We start from the raw sequence: 20,785 nt of genomic DNA, 5'->3' as shown, positions 1-20,785 counted from the left end.
CCATGGTGCCCCGGCGGCGGGCGGGCGACCCCGAAGAGCGGACGCGGCTCACCACCGCGTCCCGGAGGCCACCCACCCGCCGTCCCGCTCACCGCATCAGTGCACCAGCGGCGCAGGCGCCTCCCGCTCGGCGAACGACAGCCCGTCCCACGTGCCGCCGAGCTCAGGACTCAGCCAACCCGCCGCCGCCGCACGGAAGTCGGCGCCGTCGAGCGCCCCGGCGCCCTCCGGGATCGCTCCGAGCAGCGGCGACCCCGCGTCCTTCGGCAGGTCCGCGAGGTTGCAGCGGGACGCCAGGTCCGGGACGGCCGGCCAGCTGCCGACCAGCGGACCGAGCTGGCGCACGCCGCGCGCCCGCAGCGCCTCCGCCGTCAGCTGCGTCGTGTTGAGCGAGCCGAGCCCCGCCGACACCACGACGAGCACCGGGGCGCCGAGGAGCCGGGCGGCGTCCGCGAGGGTGCCGCCCTCGTCGTCGAGACGTACGAGCAGACCGCCCGCCCCCTCGACCAGGACCAGGTCGTGCTCGGTCGCGAGCTTCGCCGCCGCGTCGGCCACCTCCCGCGGGTGGACCTGGGCGCGTCCTGACCGCCGCGCGGCCACGTCGGGCGCCAACGGCTCGGGATAGCGGGCGAGTTCACGCGTGGTGATGCCGTCGCCCGCGAGCCGCAGCACCTCCTGGGCGTCGCCGGGCTCACCGGGAGCGACCCCGGTCTGCGCCGGTTTGAGCACCGCGACGCTGCGCCCGGCCGCGCGGGCCACGGCGGCCACCGCGGCCGTCGTCACCGTCTTGCCGATCTCCGTGCCCGTGCCGGACACCACGATCACCGTCACGTCAGCCCTCCTTCGCCGCCGCGCACACCGCGCGCGCGATCCGTGCCACGTCGTCGTCGCCCGTGATGTAGGGCGGCATCGTGTAGATGAGGTCGCGGAACGGCCGTACCCACACGCCTTCGCGCACCGCCGCCCGCGTCGCCGCCTCCATGTCCGCCGGGTGGTCCAGCTGGACGACGCCGATCGCCCCGAGGACACGGACCTCACGGACCGAGGGGAGGGCGGCCGCCTCGGCGAGCCCTTCCCGCAGCCCCGTCTCGATCCGCTTGACCTCGGTGTGCCAGTCCTGCCCGAGCAGCAGGTCGATCGAGGCGCCGGCCACCGCGGCCGCCAGCGGGTTGCCCATGAACGTCGGGCCGTGCGCCAGGACCGGCACCTCGCCCTCAGAGATCCCGTCGGCGACCCGGGACGTGCACAGCGTCGCGGCCATCGACAGGTAACCGCCGGTCAGTGCCTTGCCGATGCACATCACATCGGGCGTGACCCCGGCGTGGTCGGCGGCGAACAGCGCGCCCGTACGACCGAAGCCCGTCGCGATCTCGTCGAAGACCAGCAGCACGTCGTGGGCGTCGCAGGCCTGCCGCAGCGCCCGGAGATAGCCGGGGGAGTGGAACCGCATCCCGCCCGCACCCTGCACCACCGGCTCGACGATCACTCCGGCGAGCTCACCGGCATGCCGTCCAATCAGCTCGTGGAGGTGCTCGGCGTACGCCTCCTCGTACGCGTCGAACCCGCTCGGCGGCGCGTCCGCGAACACCTGTCGCGGCAGCACGCCCTGCCACAGCTCGTGCATGCCCCCCTTGGGGTCGCACACGGCCATCGGCTGCCAGGTGTCGCCGTGGTAGCCGCCCCGCCACGTCAGCATCCGCTGCTTCTCCGGGCGGCCGAGCGAGCGCCAGTGCTGGAGGCACATCTTGACGGCGACCTCGACCGAGACCGACCCCGAGTCGGAGAGGAAGACGTGCTCGAGACCGTCGGGCGTCATGTCGACGAGGCGCTTGGCGAGGGAGACGGCGGGCTCGTGGGTGAGCCCGCCGAACATCACGTGGCTCATGCGGTCCAGCTGGCCGCGTACCGCCTCGTTCAGGACCGGGTGGTTGTAGCCGTGGATCGCCGACCACCAGGACGACATGCCGTCGATCAGCTCGTCGCCGCCCGCGAGACGCATCCGGACGCCGCTCGCCGACTCGACGACCAGGGGTTCCTGGCGGCCCGGCATCGGAGCGTAGGGGTGCCAGACGTGCTGCCGGTCGAGTGCGAGCAGATCCGCGGTGGACAGGTCAGGCATTGGGCGCCAGGTCCGTTCCCGCACCCCGGCGGCGTACCGCCACCAGGTCCGTGCGCGCCTCGTTGGAATCCGCCGCGGGCTCGGCCACGGGTTCGGTCACCGGCTCGGCGGCCGGCTCGGCGGACCCGCAGGGCCCGCACCCGCCGCCCTCGTGCGAGCCACAGGAACCGCCCTCGTGCGCACCACACCCCGCCGCCGCGTCGACGCGGTGCCGCGGCAGCGTCACCTGGTCCATGCCCTCGACCTCGAAACCGGCGTCCGCGATCATCGCCAGGTCGTCCTTGCCGGCCTGGCCCTCACTGGTCAGGTAGTCGCCCAGGAAGATCGAGTTGGCGATGTTCAGGGCGAGCGGCTGCAGGGAGCGCAGATGCACCTCGCGGCCACCGGCGATGCGCACCTCGATGTCCGGGCAGACGAAGCGGGCCATCGCCAGGATGCGCAGGCAGCGCTGCGGCGTGAGGTTCCACTCCTTGGCCAGCGGCGTGCCCTCGAAGGGGATCAGGAAGTTGACCGGCACCGAGTCCGCGTCGAGCTCACGCAGCGAGAAGACGACGTCGACGAGGTCCTCGTCCTGCTCGCCCATGCCGGCGATCAGGCCCGAGCAGGCGGACAGGCCCGCCGCGTGCGCCTTCTGGACGGTGTCGACGCGGTCGGCGTAGGTGTGCGTCTTGGTGATGTCCGCGTACGTCGCTTCCGACGTGTTGAGGTTGTGGTTGTACGCGTCCGCGCCAGCACCCCGCAGCCGCTCCGCCTGCCCGTCCGAGAGGAGACCGAGGCAGGCACAGACCTCGACGCCCTCGTTCTCCTCCTTGACCGCGGCGATGGTCTTCGCCACCCGGTCCACGTCGCGGTCGGTCGGACCGCGGCCGCTCGCGACCAGACACACCCGCTTCGCGCCGCCCGCGACCCCGGCCGCCGCGGCCTGCGAGGCCTCCTCGGGCTTCAGCCACGTGTACTTGAGGATCTCGGCCTTGGAGCCGAGGCGCTGCGAACAGTACGAGCAGTCCTCCGGGCACAGGCCCGACTTGAGGTTGACCAGATAGTTGAGTTTCACCCGTCGCCCGAACCAGTGCCGCCGCACCCTCCCGGCTGCGGCCACTACGTCCAGGAGATCGTCGTCGGAGGTGGCCAGTACGGCCAGCGCCTCTTCACGGGTCGGCAGCTCGCGCCGAAGCCCCTTGTCCACCAGCGTGTTCAGCAGGTCCATGGCGCTGATCCTTACGTACGGCAGCCTCCCCGGCCAAGGAGGTTTCGCACAACAGAAACGGTTTGAGGTGTGGGTATTGCCACATCCTGGCCAGGGGGTCCGGCGACTAAGGTCTGTGCAATGTCTACAAACAGGCACCCTCTGACGGGCGCGGCTTCCGGCACGGCGTTCGGCTGGCTCGACGAGCAGGCGCGGCTGCGCGCGGACGCCGGACTCGTCCGCACCCTGCGCCCGCGCTCCGCGGACCCCGAAGGGCTCCTCGATCTCGCGGGCAACGACTATCTCGGCCTGACCCGGCACCCCGAGGTCGTCGAGGGCGCCGCCGCCGCGGCCAGGCGGTGGGGCGGCGGAGCGACCGGATCGCGGCTCGTCACCGGCTCCACGGAGCTGCACGCCGAACTGGAGCGCGAACTCGCCGGGTTCTGCGGCTTCGAGGCGGCCCTCGTCTTCTCCTCCGGCTACGCGGCGAACCTCGCCGCCGTCACCGCGCTCGCCCCGCACGGCTCACTGATCGTCTCCGACGCGGGCAACCACGCGTCCCTGATCGACGGGTGCCGGCTCGCGCGCGGGACGACCCAGGTGGTGCCGCACGCCGACCCCGACGCGGTGCGCAAGACGCTGGACGCCCACGGCGGAGGGCCCGCCGTCCTGGTGTCCGACTCGGTGTTCTCGGTGGACGGCGACATGGCGCCCCTCGCCGGACAGGCCGCGGTGTGCCGGGAGTTCGGGGCGGGGCTGATCGTCGACGACGCGCACGGCCTCGGCGTGCTCGGCGACGGCGGCCGGGGCGCGCCGCACGCCGCGGGGCTCTCGGGGGCGGACGACGTGGTGGCCACCCTGACGCTCTCCAAGTCCCTCGGCAGCCAGGGCGGCGCCGTGCTCGGACCCGCCGCGGTCATCGAGCACCTGGTGAACGCGGCCCGTACGTTCATCTTCGACACGGGTCTCGCGCCCGCCGCGGCCGGTGCCGCGCTCGCCGCCCTGCGCCTGCTGCGCCGCGAGCCCGAACGCGCCGCGCGTGCCCGCGAGGTCGCGGCCGAGCTGCACCGGCGGCTCACGGCCGAGGGTCTTTCGGCGGTACGTCCCGACGCCGCCGTCGTCTCCGTGCGCGCGCCGTCGCCCGAGCGGGCCGTCCGATGGGCGGCCGACTGCCGGGCCGAGGGTCTTGCCGTGGGGTGCTTCAGGCCGCCGTCGGTGCCCGACGGCGTCTCGCGGTTGCGGCTGACCGCCCGCGCGGACCTCACCGACGCACAGATCGCCGATGCCGTACGGGTGATCAGCCGCAGTGCGCACCGATAGCGTGCCGGGCCCCGCCCGGGGCCGGGAAGCGCCTACCGGAGGCTGTTGAGGAACGACTCCCAGGGGCCGGGGGAGACGAGCAGGGCTGGCCCTGCGATGTTCTTCGAGTCACGCACGGCGCACAGGCCGGTCAGTGGACCCGAGTCGAGGGTGGCGGTCTCGACGCAGTTGTTCATTCCATTGCTGAAACTGCTGCGCTGCCACCGCGCACCTTGAAGTGTCGTGCTGGAAGGTACGTACCGAGGCAGTGCGGTCATGGTGCCTCCTTACGCGCCGTCGCGTAGCCCGGCGATGAATTCCGTTGAGTCCTCGGGTGAGAGCGCTTGTACTTGAAGGGACAAGTAGGCCTCCGAGTACGCCTGGAGGTCTTCTTTCCGTTCGAGGTAGAGGCTACTCGTCAAATGGTCGAGAACAACCACATCCAGATCAGCAATGTCCGGAAATGAAAGAATAACGAAAGAACCGATCAGACCTACATGCTCACCCGCGGCGAACGGCAGTACCTGCAGCTCGACGTGGGGCAGAAGAGATGCTTGTCGTAGCCAATTCAACTGTTCGGCGAAAACCTCCGCCCCACCCACCGGACGCCTCAGCACCGCCTCGTCCATCACCACGTGCAGACGCAGCGGCGGATCCGCGCGCAGCACGTCCTGACGGGCGAGACGGACCTCGACCAACGCGTCGACCTGCTTCTGCGGCACTCCGCCGAGTGCCGCCCGCGTCACCGCACGCGCGTACGCGGGTGTCTGCAACAGGCCCGGCACGACCGTCGTCTCGAGTGTGCGCATCCAACTCGCCTGCGACTCCAGGCTGATGAAATCCCGATAGGTCGCGGGCAGCAGATCGCGGTACGCCTTCCACCAGTGGTGGCGCCCCGCCCCCGGGTCGTCGGAGCCGGCGAACGCTATGAGCAGTTCACCGAGGCGCGGGTCCTGCACCTGGTACACCTCCAGGAGCAGCCGCACGTCGGCGGCCTTCACGCCACTGCGGCCCGTCTCGATCCGGCTCACCTTGGACTGGTGCCAGCCGGCCCTGGCCGCGGCCTGGCTGCTCGTGAGTCCCGCCTGCACGCGCAGCGCGCGGAGTTCGGCACCGAGCTGACGGCGGCGCACCGCGGGGCCGTACTGCATGCCTGTCTCCTTCCGGATGGAGCCGCCGGATTTCCCGGCGGCGGGGCAGGGCAGTAGGCGAGATTAGAGGAAGTACCGCTCTCCCGCCCAAATACGGTCTGCCGTAGCAGAGTTCACCGCTTCGAGCGACAGATATATGCACATCTCGGTGGATCGCCACCCGTGACCGGCCAAGGAGTGGCAGGCTGGCGCGAAGCACCAGTCCGGGACTGTCCTCGAGTCATCCGCCGCGGGTCGGAGACCGGTCCCGGTGGGAAAGGGACAGCGCCGTCATGGCAGACCACCAGGAAGCCTCCGTCACCCTGCCGAGCGATCCTGCCTCGGTCCCCGCCGCCCGGAAATACGTCTCGCGCGTGCTCGCGGAATGGGGCCTGCCCGGCGACGCCGAGGTGGCCGACACGATCAGACTGATCGTCTCCGAGCTCGCCACCAACGCAGTGCAGCACACCCTGGGACAGTCGCCCACCTTCACGGTCGACGTCGAACTCGACCGCGACGAACACTTGCGGATCGGCGTCACCGACAGCCATCCGCGCTACCCCAAGCGCCTCCCCGCGGCCGTCCAGCAGGACAACGGCCGCGGCATGGTGATCATTCGCTGGCTGGCCGCCGAGTGCGGCGGCAGGCTCTCGGTCAGCCCCACCGACGAGGGCGGCAAGACCGTGTGGATCGCGCTGCCCTGGCGCGCGCCCGTCCGTCGCACTCCCCGCGACGCCGCCCACTGACGTGGGGCCGACCATCGCACGTTCCGGCGCCCTACCTGCCGTGGCAGTACGCCCCACAGCCCGAGCACCGCGAGCAGCAGCGTCGTGACGTAGGTGCCGCGCCGCACCGCGTCCAGCGACGGAAAGCGCGGGCTGAAGGCGAGGGTGAGCAGAAAGGCGAAGAGGATCTGGAGGCCCGTCCGCGTCACCCTCAGCTCCTGGAGCGGCTCCGCGACGTTGCGGTCGGCGCGCTCCACGCACCGGCACCTGACGGTGCGTGGCGCGCGCCGGACCGGCCGCGGTGGTTCAACGACAGGATCTCAGCGGACCCTGCCGTACCAGACGCTCTTGGACCAGATCTTCTCCAGGCGCACGACGGTGCCCCTCTTGGGAGCGTGCCAGATGCGGTTGTTACCCGCGTAGATCCCGACGTGGTAGACGTTCCGACCGGAGTGGAAGAACACCAGGTCGCCACGGGTCCGGCTGGACTTGGAGATGTGCTTGGTCTTGTTGTACTGCGCGGCGGCGGTGCGCGGGAGCTTCTTGCCCGTCTTCTTGAACGAGTAGAGCGTCAGTCCCGAGCAGTCGAACCGGTTGGGTCCCGCCGAGCCGTAGCGGTACGGGGAGCCCTTCTTGGACGCCGCGATATTGAGCGCCTTCGTCCCGTGTGTGGCTGCCTCGGCCTCCGACGTGAGCCCGGGGGCCACGACGGTGCCGCCTACGACGGCGAGCGTGAGGACCGATGCGGCACCGGTCCTGGTGAGCAGCGACGGAACATGATTCAGCGCGGTCATGCGCAACCCTTCGTCAGCCGCCTGTGAAAGATGACCTGTCGGGTTCGGGCAGGCGAAGATGCCCGGCCGCGTCGTGCTCTGCGGCTTCACCCCAAGGGCGTCGTCCGGACTTCCCGGACGGGCCCGTCGTACCTGGGTCCTCCACTCCTGCCGTTGCACAGATGTCGACCGGTCATCCGGGTGGCGGCAGGACTCGGCGTCCGCCCGGACCGCCCCGCCGCTGTGGCGGGGGCTTGTCGTCGGAAGGGATCTTGACCCGAGATGGGTCGAAAAACCGAGCCGAAACGGCGTTTTGTGAGGCTCCTCACGACTGACCTGTTCAGGTGGACACTGCCGAAATCGCCTCCGGACGGCGTGGTCCTACGACCCCCCGACCAGCAGCGGAATACACCATTCCGCCGGTGCTGTACTCGCAGAACGCAACTTTCGCCCCCACGAGGAACGACGTATTCGTACGCCGTCCGTGGTAGCCCGACTGGTCCGTTTCGAAGTCGCCCCGGACGTCGAGGTGTCGGAGGACACAGTGGGCCGACGGAGCCTCAGCCTTCGCGCGGGGGCGGCACGGTGACTCTTCCGGCCCGTCGCTCCCCGTCGAGGACGCGCAGAGCCTGGGCGAGCGTCGGCGCGTGCACTTCACTCTCGCCCCGCTGATGCATGAGGGCGAGCGCGTCGCGCAGGGCGCCCGCCCGGCCGACGAGGGCCTGGGCGGCGCGCAGTCCGCCGTAGGTGTGCTCGGCGCGGGCCGGATTGATCCGGCCGAGCAGATCGACGACTTCGAGATAGCGGTCGATCAGCTCCGCCTCGGCGCGGGTCAGCGCGGGGAGCGGCGGCAGTTCGGGCGGCAGCATCGGCGGGGTCACCTCGGGTCGCGGGCGGCGAGCGACGTCTTGCGGCTCGGAATGATCCGGTCCACAAGGCCGTACGCGACGGCGGCGGGGGCGTCGAGGATCTTGTCCCGCTCGATGTCCGCGGCGATCCGCTCCCCGCTCCGCCCCGTGTGGCGCGCGAGCATCTCCTCCAACAGCCGCCGTGTACGCAGGAGTTCGTCGGCCTGGATCGCGAGGTCCGTGGCCTGACCCCTGAGCGGTTCGGCGATGGCGGGCTGATGGATGAGGACGCGCGCGCCGGGCAGCGCGAACCGCTTGCCGGGTGTGCCGGCGGCGAGCAGCACGGCGGCGGCGGACGCGGCCTGCCCCAGGCAGGTCGTCTCCACGTCGCACCTGACGAACTGCATGGTGTCGTAGATCGCCGTCATCGCACTGAACGAGCCGCCGGGTGAGTTGATGTACAGCGAGATGTCGCGGTCCGGCGCCTGGTACTCGAGATGCATGAACTGCGCCATCACGTCGTTCGCGGAGGTGTCGTCGATGGGGGTGCCGAGAAAGACGATGCGCTCTTCGAGGAGTTTGGAGTACGGATCCATGGTCCGCGCCCCCGAACTGGTGCGTTCGGTGAACTCGGGCAGGACGTGACGGGCGGACGGTGGACGGTGCGGACGGTTCATGGCGCGCCTCTCTTCCGGTCTCTTCCGGTCTCTGTAAAAAATGTACAGGACGTACGTAACGCATGGGGGCTTGCTCATGCCCGGCCCCGCGAAGAGTGGCGTCTAAGCTGGACGCATGGCCTACGAGATTCCGGTGACGCAAGCCCGCGCAGAGCTCGCCGAGCTCATCAACCGCGTCGTCTACGGAGGTGAGCGGGTCGTCGTCACGCGGCACGGCAAGCCGCTCGTGGCGCTGGTGTCCGCCGCCGATCTGGAGCGTCTCGAAGGGCTCGCGGCGGACACGGAGGAGCGGACGGTCAGTACGGTCACGTCGGTCGGGTCGGTGACACCCGCGCCGTCCGAGCGGCAGCGGTTCGGCATCGCGGCGGAACACCACGGTCCGCGGGCGACGTAACAGTTCGGCACATTCCCTGAGCTGCGCCCGGGTCCTCGAAAGGTTGCCCAGGGCATCGACAGGTATGGCGCAGCCCAGCGGACAGTCATGCGATGGTCAATGACTGGTTAACCTCGTTGAAACTCCTTCCAACTACCCTCCCGTGCCACGCCACCAGCGGTTTTTCTATCCGGGGTGCGCAAGATCGCGCGCTTTCGATGTGTGTTACATCTATACCCGTCGCGGTGGCCGCGGCGACCGGACCCCGCATGGTTCGGGCGAGGACTTGAGGTGGGAACCGTGCAACTGACCCCGCACGAGCAGGAGAGACTGCTCATCCATGTGGCCGCGGACGTGGCCGAGAAGCGAAGGGCGCGGGGACTGCTCCTGAACCACCCCGAGGCGATCGCCCTCATCACCTCCCACATCCTGGAGGGCGCCCGCGACGGCCGCACCGTCGCCGAGCTCATGTCCTCCGGGCGGCGGATCCTCACCCGTGACGACGTCATGGAGGGCATCGCCGAGATGATCCACGACGTCCAGGTCGAGGCCACCTTCCCGGACGGCACCAAGCTCGTCACCGTCCACGAGCCGATCGTCTGACGGGAGTTCGCGTCACATGCATGCCGCTCCGCACGGCACGGGACAAGGGCTGATCCCCGGAGAGATCCTCTTCGCGGACGAGCCCGTCCCCTACAACGAGGGCCGCGAGGTCACCCGCCTCACCGTCCTCAACGCAGCCGACCGGCCCGTCCAGGTCGGCTCCCACTACCACTTCGCCGAGGCCAATCCGGGTCTTGACTTCGACCGCGGCGCCGCGCACGGAAAGCGGCTCAACATCGCCGCCGGAACCGCCGTGCGCTTCGAGCCCGGAATCCCCGTCGACGTCGAACTCGTCCCGCTGGCCGGCAAGCGTGTCGTGCCGGGCCTGCGTGGCGAGACCGGAGGTGCCCTCGATGCCTGAGCTGTCCCGTGCCGCGTACGCCGATCTGTTCGGCCCCACGGCGGGCGACCGGATCCGGCTCGCCGACACCGACCTCCTGATCGAGATCGAGGAGGACCGCTCGGGCGGACCCGGCCGCTCCGGCGACGAGTCCGTGTTCGGCGGCGGCAAGGTCATCCGCGAGTCGATGGGCCAGTCCCGCACCACCCGCGCCGAAGGTGCGCCCGACACCGTCATCACCGGCGCGGTGGTCATCGACCACTGGGGCATCGTCAAGGCCGACATAGGCATCCGCGACGGCCGCATCACCGGCATCGGCAAGTCCGGCAACCCGGACACCATGGACGGCGTCCACCCCGACCTCGTCATCGGCCCCGAGACCGAGGTCATCGCGGGCAACGGCAAGATCCTCACCGCGGGCGGCATCGACACCCACATCCACTTCATCTCGCCGACCATCGTCGACGAGGCGCTCGCCTCCGGTGTCACCACGCTCTTCGGCGGCGGTACGGGGCCCGCCGAGGGCAGCAAGGCCACGACCATCACGCCGGGCGCCTGGCACCTGGCCCGGATGTTCGCCGCGCTGGAGTCCAGCCCGGTCAACATCGGCTTCCTCGGCAAGGGCAACACGGTCAACGCCGAGTCGATGCACGCCCAGCTGCGCGCCGGCGCCGTCAGCTTCAAGATCCACGAGGACTGGGGCGCGACGCCCGCCACGATCGACGCGTGTCTGAACGTCTGCGAGGAGACCGGCGCCCAGCTCGCCGTCCACACCGACACGCTGAACGAGGCCGGCTTCATCGACGCCACGTTCGACGCGGTCGCGGGCCGCACGCTGCACGCCTTCCACGTCGAGGGCGCGGGCGGCGGGCACGCGCCCGACATGATCACGGCGGTCTCGCTGCCCAACATGCTGCCGAGCTCCACCAACCCCACCCGGCCGCACACCGTCAACACCGTCGAGGAGCACCTCGACATGCTGATGGTCTGCCACCACCTGAACCCGGCCGTCCCCGAGGACCTCGCCTTCGCCGAGTCGCGCATCAGGCCCAGCACGATCGGGGCGGAGGACATCCTCCACGACCTCGGCGCCATCTCGATCATGTCGTCGGACTCCCAGGCGATGGGGCGCATCGGCGAAGTGATCATGCGTACGTGGCAGACCGCGCACGTGATGAAGCGACGCCGCGGTTTCCTGCCCGGGGACACCCGTGCCGACAACCGCCGCGCGCGTCGCTATGTCGCCAAATACACGATCAACGCGGCGGTCGCCCAGGGAATCGACCACGAGCTCGGCTCGGTCGAGTCCGGCAAGCTCGCCGACCTCGTCCTGTGGGAACCGGCGTTCTTCGGCGTCAAGCCGCAGCTCGTCATCAAGGGCGGCCAGATCGCGTACGCGCAGATGGGCGACGCGAACGCCTCCATCCCGACCCCGCAGCCGGTGCTGCCCCGACGGATGTACGGGGCACACGGCAGGGCCCCGGCCCTGAACTCGGTCAACTTCGTGACCCAGTCGGCCCTGGACGACGGACTGCCGGAACGCCTGGGCCTCGACAAGCCGTTCGCCGCGATCCGCTCCACGCGGGGGCGCAGCAAGGCCGACATGCGCGAGAACGACGCGCTGCCCCGGGTCGAGGTCGCGGCGGACAGCTTCGCCGTGACGATCGACGGAGAACTCGTCGAACCGTCACCGGCGGCGGAACTGCCGCTGGCACAGCGGTACTTCCTGTTCTGACGGCCTGACGGCCGGAAACCCGCTCCCCGATCCTCCACCCTCGACAGCTGGCGACGATCACATGTCACGAGCAGCACTCCTCGTCCTGGCCGACGGCCGCTTCCCCGCCGGTGGGCACGCCCACTCCGGCGGGGCCGAAGCGGCCGTCAAGGCGGGCCGCATCACCGGTGCGGCGAGCCTGGAGGCGTTCTGCCGGGGCCGGCTGCACACCTCCGGGCTCGTGGCGGCCGCCCTCGCCGCGGCCGCCGCCCTCGGCGTCGACCCGGGCGCCCTGGACGCGGCTGCGGACGCCCGCACGCCGTCACCGGCCCTGCGCATCGCCGCGCGGCGCCTCGGCCGGCAGATGATGCGGGCCGCCCGCGCGACCTGGCCGCACCCCGAACTGGACGCGCTGGCCCGGCAGTTTCCCAAGGGGGCCCACCAGCCGGTGGTCCTCGGGCTCGCCGCCCGCGCCGCCGGACTCGGCCCCGAGGACGCCGCGTACTGCTCGGCGTACGAAGGGATCAGCGGCCCCGCGACCGCCACCGTACGGCTCCTCAGCCTCGACCCCTTCGACGCCACGGCCGTACTCGCCCGGCTCGCCCCGGACGTCGACGAGGTGGCACACCGGGCCGCCGAAACCGCGCGACGCGCCGTCGACGAGGGCGTCGACGCGCTGCCCGCGGCGTCCGCGCCGCTCCTGGAGATCAGCGCGGAGGCCCACGCGGCATGGCCCGTGCGGCTCTTCGCGTCCTAGCCCTCGCGGCTGCCCGTACGGGTCTCCGCACACCTGCCTCTCTCCGCACCACCGGCACCACACGAAGGAGCAGCAACATGCACCTCGACCACTCCCACGACGGCCCCGCCGCCGTATCCGCCGACGCCCACCGCCCCGACGGCACCCGCCGCGCGCTGCGCATAGGGCTCGGCGGGCCGGTCGGCTCCGGCAAGACGGCGACCGTCGCCGCGCTCTGCCGCGACCTGCGCGACGAACTGTCCCTCGCCGTGGTCACCAACGACATCTACACCCGCGAGGACGCCGAGTTCCTGCTCCGCGAGGCCGTCCTGCCGCCCGAGCGCATCACCGCGGTGGAGACCGGGGCCTGCCCGCACACCGCGATCCGCGACGACATCTCCGCCAACCTGGAGGCCGTGGAGGACCTGGAGGACGAGGTGGGTCCGCTCGACCTGATCCTCGTCGAGTCCGGCGGCGACAACCTCACGGCGACCTTCTCCAAGGGCCTCGTCGACGCGCAGATCTTCGTCATCGACGTCGCGGGCGGCGACGACATCCCGCGCAAGGGTGGCCCCGGTGTCTCGACGGCGGACCTGCTCGTCGTGAACAAGACCGACCTCGCCCCGCATGTCGGCTCCGACCTCGCCCGGATGGCCGCCGACGCGAAGGCCCAGCGCGCCGAACTGCCCGTGGCGTTCCAGTCGTTGCGGTCCGGCGAGGGCGTCGGCCCGGTCGCGGCATGGGTGCGTGAGCAGTACGCGGCGTGGACCGAGTCGGCGTGACGGTGGACCTCGCGTCCCGGGGTGCGGCCGTCGCGGACGCCGTCCCGCACCCCGGCGCCGACGGGAGGCGACCGAACGCCGCGGGTATCCGCGCCACCGCCCGCGTGGAGGCACGCACCGATGACCGCGGCCGCGTCGCCCTGCCGGTACTCGACGGCGAGGGCCCGCTCGCGCTGCGCCGCACCCGCTCCACGGGCCGCACGGCGCGCGTGACGCTGGTCGGGGCGATGAGTGGTCCCCTCGGCGGCGACCACCTCACCGTCGAGGCGGCCGTCCACGCCGGGGCCGCACTCCACATGGACTCGGCGGCGGCCACCATGGCGCTGCCGGGCCAGACGGAGAAGGCGGCACGCTACGACGTCCGCCTGTCCGTGGCCGACGGCGCCGAACTGCACTGGCTGCCGGAACAGCTGATCTCGGTGTGCGGCAGCGACCTGCGCGTCACGACCAGCGCCGAACTGGCCGCGGGTGCACGCCTGGTGCTGCGCGAGGAGCAGGTCCTCGGCCGCACGGGAGAGGTCCCGGGCCGCCTCACCAGCCGCCTCACGGTACGCCGTGCCGGACACCTGCTCCTCGACCAGGAACTGGCCTGCGGCCCCGGTGCCCCCGGCGGCTGGGACGGCCCCGCGGTCCTGGCGGGCCATCGCGCGATCGGTCAACTCATCGTCGTACGACCGGAGTACGCGCACGAGAAGCCCCCCGCCGAACCGCTGGGGGAGTGGGCCGCGATCACGCCGCTCGCGGGCCCGGGCGTCCTGGTCACGGCCGTCGCACCGGACGCGCTACTGGTCCGCAGGGCGATGGACGAGGCTCTGCGTCGTCTGGGGTGAGGGCGGGGCGACGCCGAGGGCGGGCTATCGGATCTCTCGAAGATGGCGGGCGAGTTCGTCGTCGCAGTCGTCCTCGCCGCTGTTCCGGATGCCCGCGTAGGCCTGCACTCTGTCCCTCCGGCCGCCCTGCTCGGCCTCGGCCAACTGCCGGTCGACCTCGGCGATGTAGGCCCGGCACTGAGCGCTGACGGGCTCCTCGGGTGGCCGGTCCGGCGTGGACGAGGCGTTCAACGCGGCGGTGGCCGCGACCCCGCCCGCGCACAGCACCGCCCAGGTGGCGATCCACGTACGGCGGTGCCTGGGTCTCGGCATGGGCATGCAAGCATCCTACGTACCGAGCGCCGAGAGGCCATTGGCCGGGCATCCCCGTCACCGCTGCCGACGCCCCGTCAGCACCTCCTCGGCCTGCCCCATCATCTCGTGGACGACGTCGCCGGCGGGCCTGATGTCGTGGATGAGGCCGACGCCCTGGCCCATCAGCCAGGGCATCTCCTCCCAGTCCGCCTCGGTCGCCGGCACGGGCGGCAGTACGTTGAACTTGCGCAGCACGGTCTCCTCGCCCTGAAGGACGGTCGTGCCCACCTGTTCCAGCGCGTCGCGGGCGCTCGGCACTTCGGCGAGACGGTCGTGCCACTCGGCCACCACGCGGTCGCGCTGCACCCGCATCGGGTTGAACTCCGGCCACTCGGGGCCGAAGATCGCGGTGAGCACCGTGTCCTCGCCCAGGGCCGCGACGAGGCGACGATGGTGCTCCGGATGCACCTGCGCCTCACGCGTGGCGGCCATGCGCGTGCCCACCCAGACGCCGTCGGCGCCCAGACAGAGGGCCGCGGCGACCTGGCGGCCGTCGGTGATGCCGCCCGCGGCGAGGACCAGCGCGCGATCTCCCACCGCGTCGACGACGGCGGGCACACCGACCATGGTGGGCAGCCCGCCGAAGTTGTGCCCGCCGGCCTCCCAGCCCTGCGCGACGACCGCCTCCACACCGTCGTCGACGGCACGCCTGGCCGCGTCGGCGGAGCCCACCTGCTCCCACACCGAAACCCCTGCCGCACGGAGCTGTTCGAGCTGTTCGGCCGGTGGGTGGCCCCAGTGGTACGAGACGATCGGCACCTGCTCCTCGGCGCAGACGGAGACGTGCTCGGAGTTGTCGAAGTACGTGATCAGGTTGATGTGGAACGGTGCACGCCCGACGCCCTTGCGTACCTCGTGGATGGTCTGCCGCAGGACGTCCGGGGGCATGAAAGCGGCTCCCACCGCGCCGATACCCCCCGCCTCGGCGACGGCCACCGCCAGTTCGGGGTTGCCGCCGACGATGCCCATCCCGGCGCAGACGAACGGATGGGGGACGGCGTACTTCTCGGTGAGCCTGGTCGACAGCACACTCATGTCGGCGTCCTCCCCGGCCTGCGTCCGACCCCGCGGCAACGATTCTCCCGCGAACCGGCCACCCACGAAGCCGCAGGAACCGGCCAGCCGGGCCACGGGCGAACCCATCCCCACGGTCTGAACCCGTCACGCCGATAGCCGGTACCACCCACACCGGTTATCGGATTAGTAAAGAACAGTCCCCCCATCTGTTCTCGGCCACCCCACAGACGCAAGGATCCCCCGTACTGATCGAATCTGCTCGAATCGATGTGCGGGAGGCCCGACTTGAGAAGGACCCCAGGGACCAGACGGCGGACGGCGGTGTTCGGATCCGCGGGGGCCCTCGTCGCGGCGACGCTGATAGCCGGTGCCGTCGCAGCCCCGACGGCGAACGCCGACGCCGCTTCGACGCCGCGGACCGACGCGGCCCGCTCCGGCAAGGACCGTGAGATGCGCGGCGCCGTCCTCGCCGCGCAGCGCGCCGCGAAGTCCGGCATCGACTGGCGGGACTGCCCCGCCGACTGGGGGCTCGAGAAGCCCATCCAGTGCGGCTGGGTCACCGTCCCCGTCGACTACGCCAAGCCCGACGGCAAGAAGATCAAGATCGCCGTCGACCGCATCGGCAGCACCGGCACCAAGGACGAGCGACAGGGCGCCCTCGTCTACAACCCCGGTGGCCCCGGCGGCTCCGGCATGCGCTTCCCGCGCCGTGTCACCACCAAGAACAAGCTCTGGGAGAAGACCTCCAAGGCGTACGACTTCGTGGGCTTCGACCCGCGCGGCGTCGGCCACTCCGCGCCCATATCCTGCGTCGACCCGCAGGAGTTCGTGAAGGCGCCCAAGCTGGACCCGATTCCCGACAGCGAGGCCGACAAGCGCGCCCAGCGCAAGCTCGCCGCCGAGTACGCCGACGGCTGCCAGGAGCGCAGCGGCGACATGCTGCCGCACATGACGACGCCCAACACCGCACGCGACCTGGACGTGATCCGCGCCGCGCTCGGCGAGAAGAAGCTGAACTTCCTCGGTGTCTCCTACGGCACCTACCTGGGCGCGGTCTACAGCACCCTCTACCCGACGCACGTGCGCCGCATGATCTTCGACTCCGTCGTCAACCCGCGCACGGACAAGATCTGGTACGAGGTCAACCTCGACCAGGACGTCGCCTTCGAGAAGCGCCTCATCGACTGGATGACGTGGGTCGCGAAGAACGACTCCGCCTTCCACCTCGGCGGCACCTACACCGAGGTCCGCGCCCAGTGGGAGAAGCTGCGCGCCACCGCCAAGAAGCAGCCCCTGAACGGCGTCGTCGGCCCGGCCGAGCTGCAGTCGTACTTCCAGAACGCGCCGTACTACGACTCGTACTGGGTCGAGATCGCCACGAACTGGAGCAAGTACGTCGCCGGCGACCCGAAGCCCCTCATCGATGCGGCGAGCCCCGACCTCTCCGACACCGCGGGCAACATCGCGAGCGAGAACGGCAACGCCGTCTACACCGCCGTCGAGTGCGCCGACGCCAAGTGGCCGCGCAGCTGGAAGAAGTGGGACCGCGACAACACCCGCATCCACAAGACCAGCCCCTTCATGACCTGGGGCAACGCCTGGATGAACCTGCCCTGCGCGACCTGGTCGAGCAAGCAGCAGCGTCCGATCGAGGTCGGGACCCACAAGGGTCTGCCGAAGACGCTGATCATGCAGTCCACGCGTGACGCCGCCACGCCGTACCCGGGCGCCGTCGAGCTGCACAAGCGCCTCAAGGGCTCCCGCCTGGTGACGGAGAAGGACGCCGGTTCCCACGGCATCACCAACCTCGCCAACCCGTGCCTGAACACCCGCGTCGACGCCTACCTGTTGACCGGCGAGGTCGACGCGTCCGACGTCACCTGCGGCCCGCACGCCACGCCCAAGCCGTAACGCGAGCCGTAACGCATGAGGTGACCTGCACGGCCGCCACCGGCGCGAATCCCGGTGGCGGCCGTCTCCTGTATCCGGTGGCTCAGGAGATCCGGTCTCCCGCCAGCCACGCGTCCTCCGCCGCGTAGTCGAACAGGTCGACCGACCGGTCGTAGTTCGCCGCCATCCTCGGGAACACCTCGCGCCAGTCGCGGTCGCCCAGGCGGCTCGTGAGCCAGTCGACCGTCTCCTCCAGGGCGTCGACGTACGACGTCACGGCGCGGTACCCCAGCTCCCGCTCCGCCGCCGACATGTCGTAGACGACCGGATGCGCCGTGCTCCACGGGGTGACACCGACGTTCGGGGCGGGGGCCTCGCCGGGCACCGTCACCGTCTCGCTCTCGAACCCCATCACGCGGTCGATCGCCGCGCCGATCTCCGCGACCGTGGACGCCTCCGGATCGGCCGCGTTGAGGACCCGGGAACCGGGGCGCGCGGCCGCGAGACGGACGAGCTCCGCGATGTTGTGCACGCTCACCGGGTGGAAGCGGCTGCGTCCTCCGTGGGTGAGGACGCGCGTGCGCCGCTTGTCCAGGTTCCGCTTCACGAAGTACAGCTCGCGCGGTGCGGGACAGTACGGGCCGTAGATCGCGCCGGCCCGCAACAGTGTCACCGGCAGCGTGTCGCCGAGCGCCAGGAGGTCCCGCTCGATGCCGATCTTGCGGGTGCCGTACGTCGCGTCGCCTGGCTCGACCGTGGGCTGGCTCTCCGGGATCGGCACGGGGTACGCGGGGAAGCCGTCGGGCTCGTCCTGGGTGTCGAAGCCGCGGCCCCGCCCGTCCGCGTAGACCGCCCCGCTGGACAGCACCACGGCCGACCCGATCCGGTCCGCGTACTCCACGTACTGCCGGGCGTGCGCGGCCGTGAACGCCACCATGTCGACCACGAGGTCCACACCGTCGCCGAGCGCGCCCGCGAGCGCCGCGTCGTCCTCCCGGTCGAGCCGCACCGCTCGTACGTCCCCGGGCCACCGTTCGTCGCGGCCCGCGCCCCGCGACGCGGCCCGGACCGCCCAGCCGTCCTCGGCGAGGGCCCGCACCGCGACGCGCCCGATCTGTCCCGTCGCTCCGATCACCAATGCGCTCTTCATGATCGGACCGTAGGCGCGGGGCGCCGCGCGCAGAAGAGGAATCTGCTGTCGGCAGACGGGCCGGGTCGCTCGTGCGTCGCGTGCCCCGGGAGCGCACGCGGCGGCGCCGCTCCTTTCGGGTGTCTTCCCGGGGGAGTGGCGGTGGGCCCGGCGCCGTCCTGCTGTCCTGGAGTGGACATCGTCCGCTTCAGAACAGGGGATTCCCATGGGCAAGTGGAAACGACTGGGCAGGTCGGCCGTGGTGGCCGCGTCCGCGGCCGTGCTGGTGACGGGTCTGTCGACCAGCGCCGAGGCCGCGTCGGGCAAGTTCGCCTACAACCGGGCCGACACGGGCTTCCGGCAGGTCATGGAGAACCCGTCGGACGACGAGTGCATCGTGATGCCGGGCGGCGGTGGCGTCGTCGACAACTTCACCGACACCGTGGCCACGCTCTACCGGGGCAAGGACTGCACCCTCCCGCAGGACACGCTGGCGCCCAACACCGGTGGCGTGTACGGCGGAGCCACGGTTCCGCACTCGGTGTTCTTCGGCTAGCGAGCGGCTACCAAGCGGGGTGCGTCGCGGCGGTGGCGCACCCCGTGCCGGACGTCGGGGCGCAGACGGGGCTCAAGGACGGGCTCTCGGCTCGGGGCTCAAGGACAGGCTCTCAGCTCAGCGGCATCCGAGGCCGCCGTCGCGGCTCCTTGCCCCCCGCCGCCGCGCGCTCGCGTTCCGCTTCCGCCGCCTCCTCCGCCTTCACGACGGCCGCGTACTTGTCGACGTACTCCTGCCCGGAGAGCCCGAGGATCGCGTACATGATCTCGTCGGTGACGGCTCGCAGGACGGCCTTCTCACCGTCCATCCCGACGTAGCGCGTGAAGTCGAGCGGCTCGCCGAAACGAATCGTCACCCGCTTGAACTTGGGGAACTTCCGGCCGGGCGGCTGCGCCTCGAACGTGCCGATCATGGCGCACGGGACGACCGGCACCTGCGCCTTGAGCGCCATCGCCGCCACCCCGACCTTGCCCTTGTAGAGGCGTCCGTCGTGGGAGCGGGTGCCCTCCGGGTAGATGCCGAGCAGCTCGCCCTTGCGCAGCACGCCGAGGCCCTCGCGGATCGCCGCCTGGCCCGCCTCCTTGCCGGAGCGGTCCACCGGGATCTGTCCGGCGCTGCGGAAGAACGCGGCCGTCAGACGGCCCTTGAGTCCCGGCCCGGTGAAGTACTCGGCCTTCGCGAGGAACGTGATGCGGCGCTTGATGATCGCCGGCATCAGGAAGTGGTCGGAGAACGACAGGTGGTTCCCCGCGACGATTGCCGCGCCGCCGTCCGGCACATGCTCCAGGCCCTCGATTCTGGGCCGGAACATCAGCCGGAGCAGCGGGCCGAGGATCACGTGCTTCAGCAGTAGGTAGAACATGGCGGCCGCCTTCCCCCTGGTCCCGGTGCCGACGCACAGTAGTCAATCGATCGCGCGGACGCGAGAGCCCGAACGGGTCGTCGCGTACGGCCGGGCGGGCGAAGGACCGGCGCGGCGGCGCGACGCATGCCACCGGGGAAGGGTGCCCTGGCCTCTTCACGGCGTCGCCCGACGCCACGGAACGTCACCGCCGCCGTCCCATCCGACGCGTGTCCCGGAGGTCCCCCATGCGCTCGCTCCCCCTCGTGGCCGCCACCGCCCTGCTGGCTCTCGGCGGGCTCGTGCCCGCCCATGCCGCCGACCCCGCCGCGCCCGCCCCGAAGCGCGGGCTCTTCCTCACCGTCTCGGGCGCCGAGAACACCTGGGTGCGCGGCGTGCTGCTGCACTGCGTGCCCGAACCCGCCGGGGCGCATCCGCAGGCGGCCATGGCGTGCGGGGCGGTCGCTCTGGCCAAGGGCGACTTCGACCGGCTGCCGGATGACCCGCACGCCTGCACGAAGGAATTCGACCCGGTCACGGCTACGGCGACCGGGTCCTACAAGGGCAAGGAGGTCACCTGGCGCAAGACATACCCGAACGCCTGCGCCCTGGACGCGGACACGGGCCACGTGTTCCGCTTCTGAACCTTCCGCCGCCGCCCTCACGTGGCCCGCGACAGCACCATGGCCAGCGTGATCAGACCGAGCACCACCCAGCCGAACCACAACCAGCCGTTGCTTCCGAGAGCCACCGTGTAGGCCGTCACCATGACGAGGCCCCCGATGGTGAACCCACCCATGGTCTTCGTGGAACCGGGCATCGCTCAGCCTCCTCCCGGCAGCCTGCGGCGCTCACGCGCCCAG

The 20,785-nt window shown here is 71.2% G+C and carries 25 protein-coding genes, 1 pseudogene and 1 riboswitch; of the genes and pseudogenes, 12 read left to right on the top strand and 14 right to left on the bottom strand.

The window, feature by feature from the left end:
* Window positions 1-96: 96 nt before the first annotated feature.
* From bioD to bioB, 3 genes are read right to left on the bottom strand one after another with little or no spacing between them, the layout of a single operon-like run.
* A complete protein-coding gene (gene bioD, locus DEJ49_RS01655; RefSeq protein WP_150182016.1) occupies window positions 97-831 on the bottom strand; it encodes a dethiobiotin synthase in 735 nt (244 codons plus the stop codon).
* A 1-nt stretch (window position 832) separates the two neighbouring features.
* Window positions 833-2,119, bottom strand: coding sequence for an adenosylmethionine--8-amino-7-oxononanoate transaminase (locus tag DEJ49_RS01650; protein WP_150182015.1), 1,287 nt, complete (start codon window positions 2,117-2,119; stop codon window positions 833-835).
* On the bottom strand, window positions 2,112-3,326 hold the full coding sequence (gene bioB / locus DEJ49_RS01645) for a biotin synthase BioB (RefSeq protein ID WP_150182014.1): 1,215 nt from the start codon (window positions 3,324-3,326) through the stop codon (window positions 2,112-2,114). Before bioB ends, DEJ49_RS01650 begins: the two co-directional genes overlap by 8 nt.
* A 120-nt stretch (window positions 3,327-3,446) precedes the next feature.
* On the opposite strand from bioB, the gene DEJ49_RS01640 reads away from it, so the two are divergent.
* The gene (locus tag DEJ49_RS01640) at window positions 3,447-4,625 is read left to right on the top strand and encodes an 8-amino-7-oxononanoate synthase (protein ID WP_150182013.1); all 1,179 of its coding nucleotides are present in this window, start codon (window positions 3,447-3,449) and stop codon (window positions 4,623-4,625) included.
* 32 nt (window positions 4,626-4,657) lie between these two features.
* Here the strand turns inward: DEJ49_RS01640 and DEJ49_RS01635 are convergent, their stop codons facing one another.
* Both DEJ49_RS01635 and DEJ49_RS01630 read right to left on the bottom strand, forming a co-directional pair.
* Entirely contained in the window at window positions 4,658-4,882 is a 225-nt protein-coding gene (locus DEJ49_RS01635; protein WP_150182012.1) for a DUF397 domain-containing protein, read from the bottom strand.
* Window positions 4,883-4,891: 9 nt separating this feature from the next.
* On the bottom strand, window positions 4,892-5,755 hold the full coding sequence (locus DEJ49_RS01630; protein ID WP_150182011.1) for a helix-turn-helix domain-containing protein: 864 nt from the start codon (window positions 5,753-5,755) through the stop codon (window positions 4,892-4,894).
* Window positions 5,756-6,027: 272 nt separating this feature from the next.
* Here DEJ49_RS01630 and DEJ49_RS01625 point away from each other — a divergent pair, with 272 nt between their 5' ends.
* Window positions 6,028-6,480 carry an ATP-binding protein gene (locus DEJ49_RS01625; protein WP_150182010.1) on the top strand — a complete coding sequence of 151 codons (453 nt, stop codon included), beginning with the start codon at window positions 6,028-6,030 and terminating at the stop codon, window positions 6,478-6,480.
* Window positions 6,481-6,542: 62 nt separating this feature from the next.
* Here DEJ49_RS01625 and DEJ49_RS36250 read toward each other — a convergent pair.
* The 4 genes and pseudogenes from DEJ49_RS36250 to DEJ49_RS01610 form a co-directional block, all read right to left on the bottom strand.
* Window positions 6,543-6,716, bottom strand: a pseudogene (locus DEJ49_RS36250) (DUF6328 family protein); the annotation flags it as partial.
* Window positions 6,717-6,779: 63 nt separating this feature from the next.
* Window positions 6,780-7,253: a C40 family peptidase gene (locus DEJ49_RS01620; protein ID WP_150182009.1), complete on the bottom strand. Its 474-nt coding sequence runs from the start codon at window positions 7,251-7,253 to the stop codon at window positions 6,780-6,782.
* 3 nt (window positions 7,254-7,256) lie between these two features.
* Window positions 7,257-7,433: riboswitch (cyclic di-AMP (ydaO/yuaA leader) on the bottom strand.
* A gap of 359 nt (window positions 7,434-7,792) precedes the next feature.
* Window positions 7,793-8,101, bottom strand: a complete 309-nt coding sequence (locus DEJ49_RS01615) for a hypothetical protein (protein WP_150182008.1) — start codon at window positions 8,099-8,101, stop codon at window positions 7,793-7,795.
* An 8-nt stretch (window positions 8,102-8,109) separates the two neighbouring features.
* Complete coding sequence (locus tag DEJ49_RS01610; RefSeq protein ID WP_150182007.1) at window positions 8,110-8,757, bottom strand: ATP-dependent Clp protease proteolytic subunit; 648 nt, start codon at window positions 8,755-8,757, stop codon at window positions 8,110-8,112.
* A gap of 115 nt (window positions 8,758-8,872) precedes the next feature.
* Between DEJ49_RS01610 and DEJ49_RS01605 the strand changes: the two genes are divergently transcribed.
* The 7 genes from DEJ49_RS01605 to DEJ49_RS01575 all read left to right on the top strand — a co-directional run bounded on the left by DEJ49_RS01605 (window position 8,873) and on the right by DEJ49_RS01575 (window position 14,135).
* Window positions 8,873-9,151: a type II toxin-antitoxin system Phd/YefM family antitoxin gene (locus DEJ49_RS01605; protein ID WP_150182006.1), complete on the top strand. Its 279-nt coding sequence runs from the start codon at window positions 8,873-8,875 to the stop codon at window positions 9,149-9,151.
* A gap of 279 nt (window positions 9,152-9,430) precedes the next feature.
* Window positions 9,431-9,733, top strand: a complete 303-nt coding sequence (locus DEJ49_RS01600) for an urease subunit gamma (protein WP_055563552.1) — start codon at window positions 9,431-9,433, stop codon at window positions 9,731-9,733.
* A gap of 49 nt (window positions 9,734-9,782) precedes the next feature.
* Window positions 9,783-10,094: an urease subunit beta gene (locus DEJ49_RS01595; protein ID WP_150187984.1), complete on the top strand. Its 312-nt coding sequence runs from the start codon at window positions 9,783-9,785 to the stop codon at window positions 10,092-10,094.
* Window positions 10,087-11,808, top strand: coding sequence for an urease subunit alpha (locus tag DEJ49_RS01590; protein WP_150182005.1), 1,722 nt, complete (start codon window positions 10,087-10,089; stop codon window positions 11,806-11,808). The genes DEJ49_RS01595 and DEJ49_RS01590 overlap by 8 nt, the downstream gene beginning before the upstream one ends.
* Before the next feature lie 61 nt (window positions 11,809-11,869).
* Window positions 11,870-12,544: an urease accessory protein UreF gene (locus tag DEJ49_RS01585; protein ID WP_150182004.1), complete on the top strand. Its 675-nt coding sequence runs from the start codon at window positions 11,870-11,872 to the stop codon at window positions 12,542-12,544.
* 77 nt (window positions 12,545-12,621) lie between these two features.
* On the top strand, window positions 12,622-13,305 hold the full coding sequence (gene ureG / locus DEJ49_RS01580) for an urease accessory protein UreG (protein WP_150182003.1): 684 nt from the start codon (window positions 12,622-12,624) through the stop codon (window positions 13,303-13,305).
* An 86-nt stretch (window positions 13,306-13,391) separates the two neighbouring features.
* On the top strand, window positions 13,392-14,135 hold the full coding sequence (locus DEJ49_RS01575) for an urease accessory protein UreD (protein WP_150187983.1): 744 nt from the start codon (window positions 13,392-13,394) through the stop codon (window positions 14,133-14,135).
* A gap of 24 nt (window positions 14,136-14,159) precedes the next feature.
* Here DEJ49_RS01575 and DEJ49_RS01570 read toward each other — a convergent pair whose 3' ends face one another.
* The gene (locus DEJ49_RS01570; RefSeq protein WP_150182002.1) at window positions 14,160-14,453 is read right to left on the bottom strand and encodes a hypothetical protein; all 294 of its coding nucleotides are present in this window, start codon (window positions 14,451-14,453) and stop codon (window positions 14,160-14,162) included.
* Between the two features lie 51 nt (window positions 14,454-14,504).
* A complete protein-coding gene (locus tag DEJ49_RS01565) occupies window positions 14,505-15,524 on the bottom strand; it encodes an NAD(P)H-dependent flavin oxidoreductase (RefSeq protein WP_150182001.1) in 1,020 nt (339 codons plus the stop codon).
* Window positions 15,525-15,773: 249 nt separating this feature from the next.
* Between DEJ49_RS01565 and DEJ49_RS01560 the strand changes: the two genes are divergently transcribed.
* Window positions 15,774-17,417, top strand: a complete 1,644-nt coding sequence (locus DEJ49_RS01560) for an alpha/beta hydrolase (protein ID WP_150182000.1) — start codon at window positions 15,774-15,776, stop codon at window positions 17,415-17,417.
* A gap of 82 nt (window positions 17,418-17,499) precedes the next feature.
* Here DEJ49_RS01560 and DEJ49_RS01555 read toward each other — a convergent pair whose 3' ends face one another.
* Window positions 17,500-18,546, bottom strand: coding sequence for an NAD-dependent epimerase/dehydratase family protein (locus tag DEJ49_RS01555; RefSeq protein WP_190329235.1), 1,047 nt, complete (start codon window positions 18,544-18,546; stop codon window positions 17,500-17,502).
* A gap of 205 nt (window positions 18,547-18,751) precedes the next feature.
* On the opposite strand from DEJ49_RS01555, the gene DEJ49_RS01550 reads away from it, so the two are divergent.
* Window positions 18,752-19,081 carry a hypothetical protein gene (locus tag DEJ49_RS01550; protein ID WP_150181999.1) on the top strand — a complete coding sequence of 110 codons (330 nt, stop codon included), beginning with the start codon at window positions 18,752-18,754 and terminating at the stop codon, window positions 19,079-19,081.
* A 112-nt stretch (window positions 19,082-19,193) separates the two neighbouring features.
* Here DEJ49_RS01550 and DEJ49_RS01545 read toward each other — a convergent pair whose 3' ends face one another.
* On the bottom strand, window positions 19,194-19,943 hold the full coding sequence (locus DEJ49_RS01545; RefSeq protein ID WP_150164128.1) for a lysophospholipid acyltransferase family protein: 750 nt from the start codon (window positions 19,941-19,943) through the stop codon (window positions 19,194-19,196).
* A 227-nt stretch (window positions 19,944-20,170) separates the two neighbouring features.
* Between DEJ49_RS01545 and DEJ49_RS01540 the strand changes: the two genes are divergently transcribed.
* A complete protein-coding gene (locus DEJ49_RS01540; RefSeq protein WP_150181998.1) occupies window positions 20,171-20,566 on the top strand; it encodes an SSI family serine proteinase inhibitor in 396 nt (131 codons plus the stop codon).
* Between the two features lie 17 nt (window positions 20,567-20,583).
* Here the strand turns inward: DEJ49_RS01540 and DEJ49_RS35850 are convergent, their stop codons facing one another.
* The gene (locus DEJ49_RS35850) at window positions 20,584-20,742 is read right to left on the bottom strand and encodes a hypothetical protein (protein ID WP_167357829.1); all 159 of its coding nucleotides are present in this window, start codon (window positions 20,740-20,742) and stop codon (window positions 20,584-20,586) included.
* Window positions 20,743-20,785 lie beyond the last annotated feature (43 nt).

Origin of the sequence: Streptomyces venezuelae (assembly GCF_008642335.1) — a bacterium.
GTDB classification, from domain to species: Bacteria; Actinomycetota; Actinomycetes; order Streptomycetales; family Streptomycetaceae; genus Streptomyces; species Streptomyces venezuelae_F.
The sequence above is the reverse complement of the archived record's forward strand: the minus strand, read 5'-3'. Positions and strand labels throughout refer to the sequence as shown.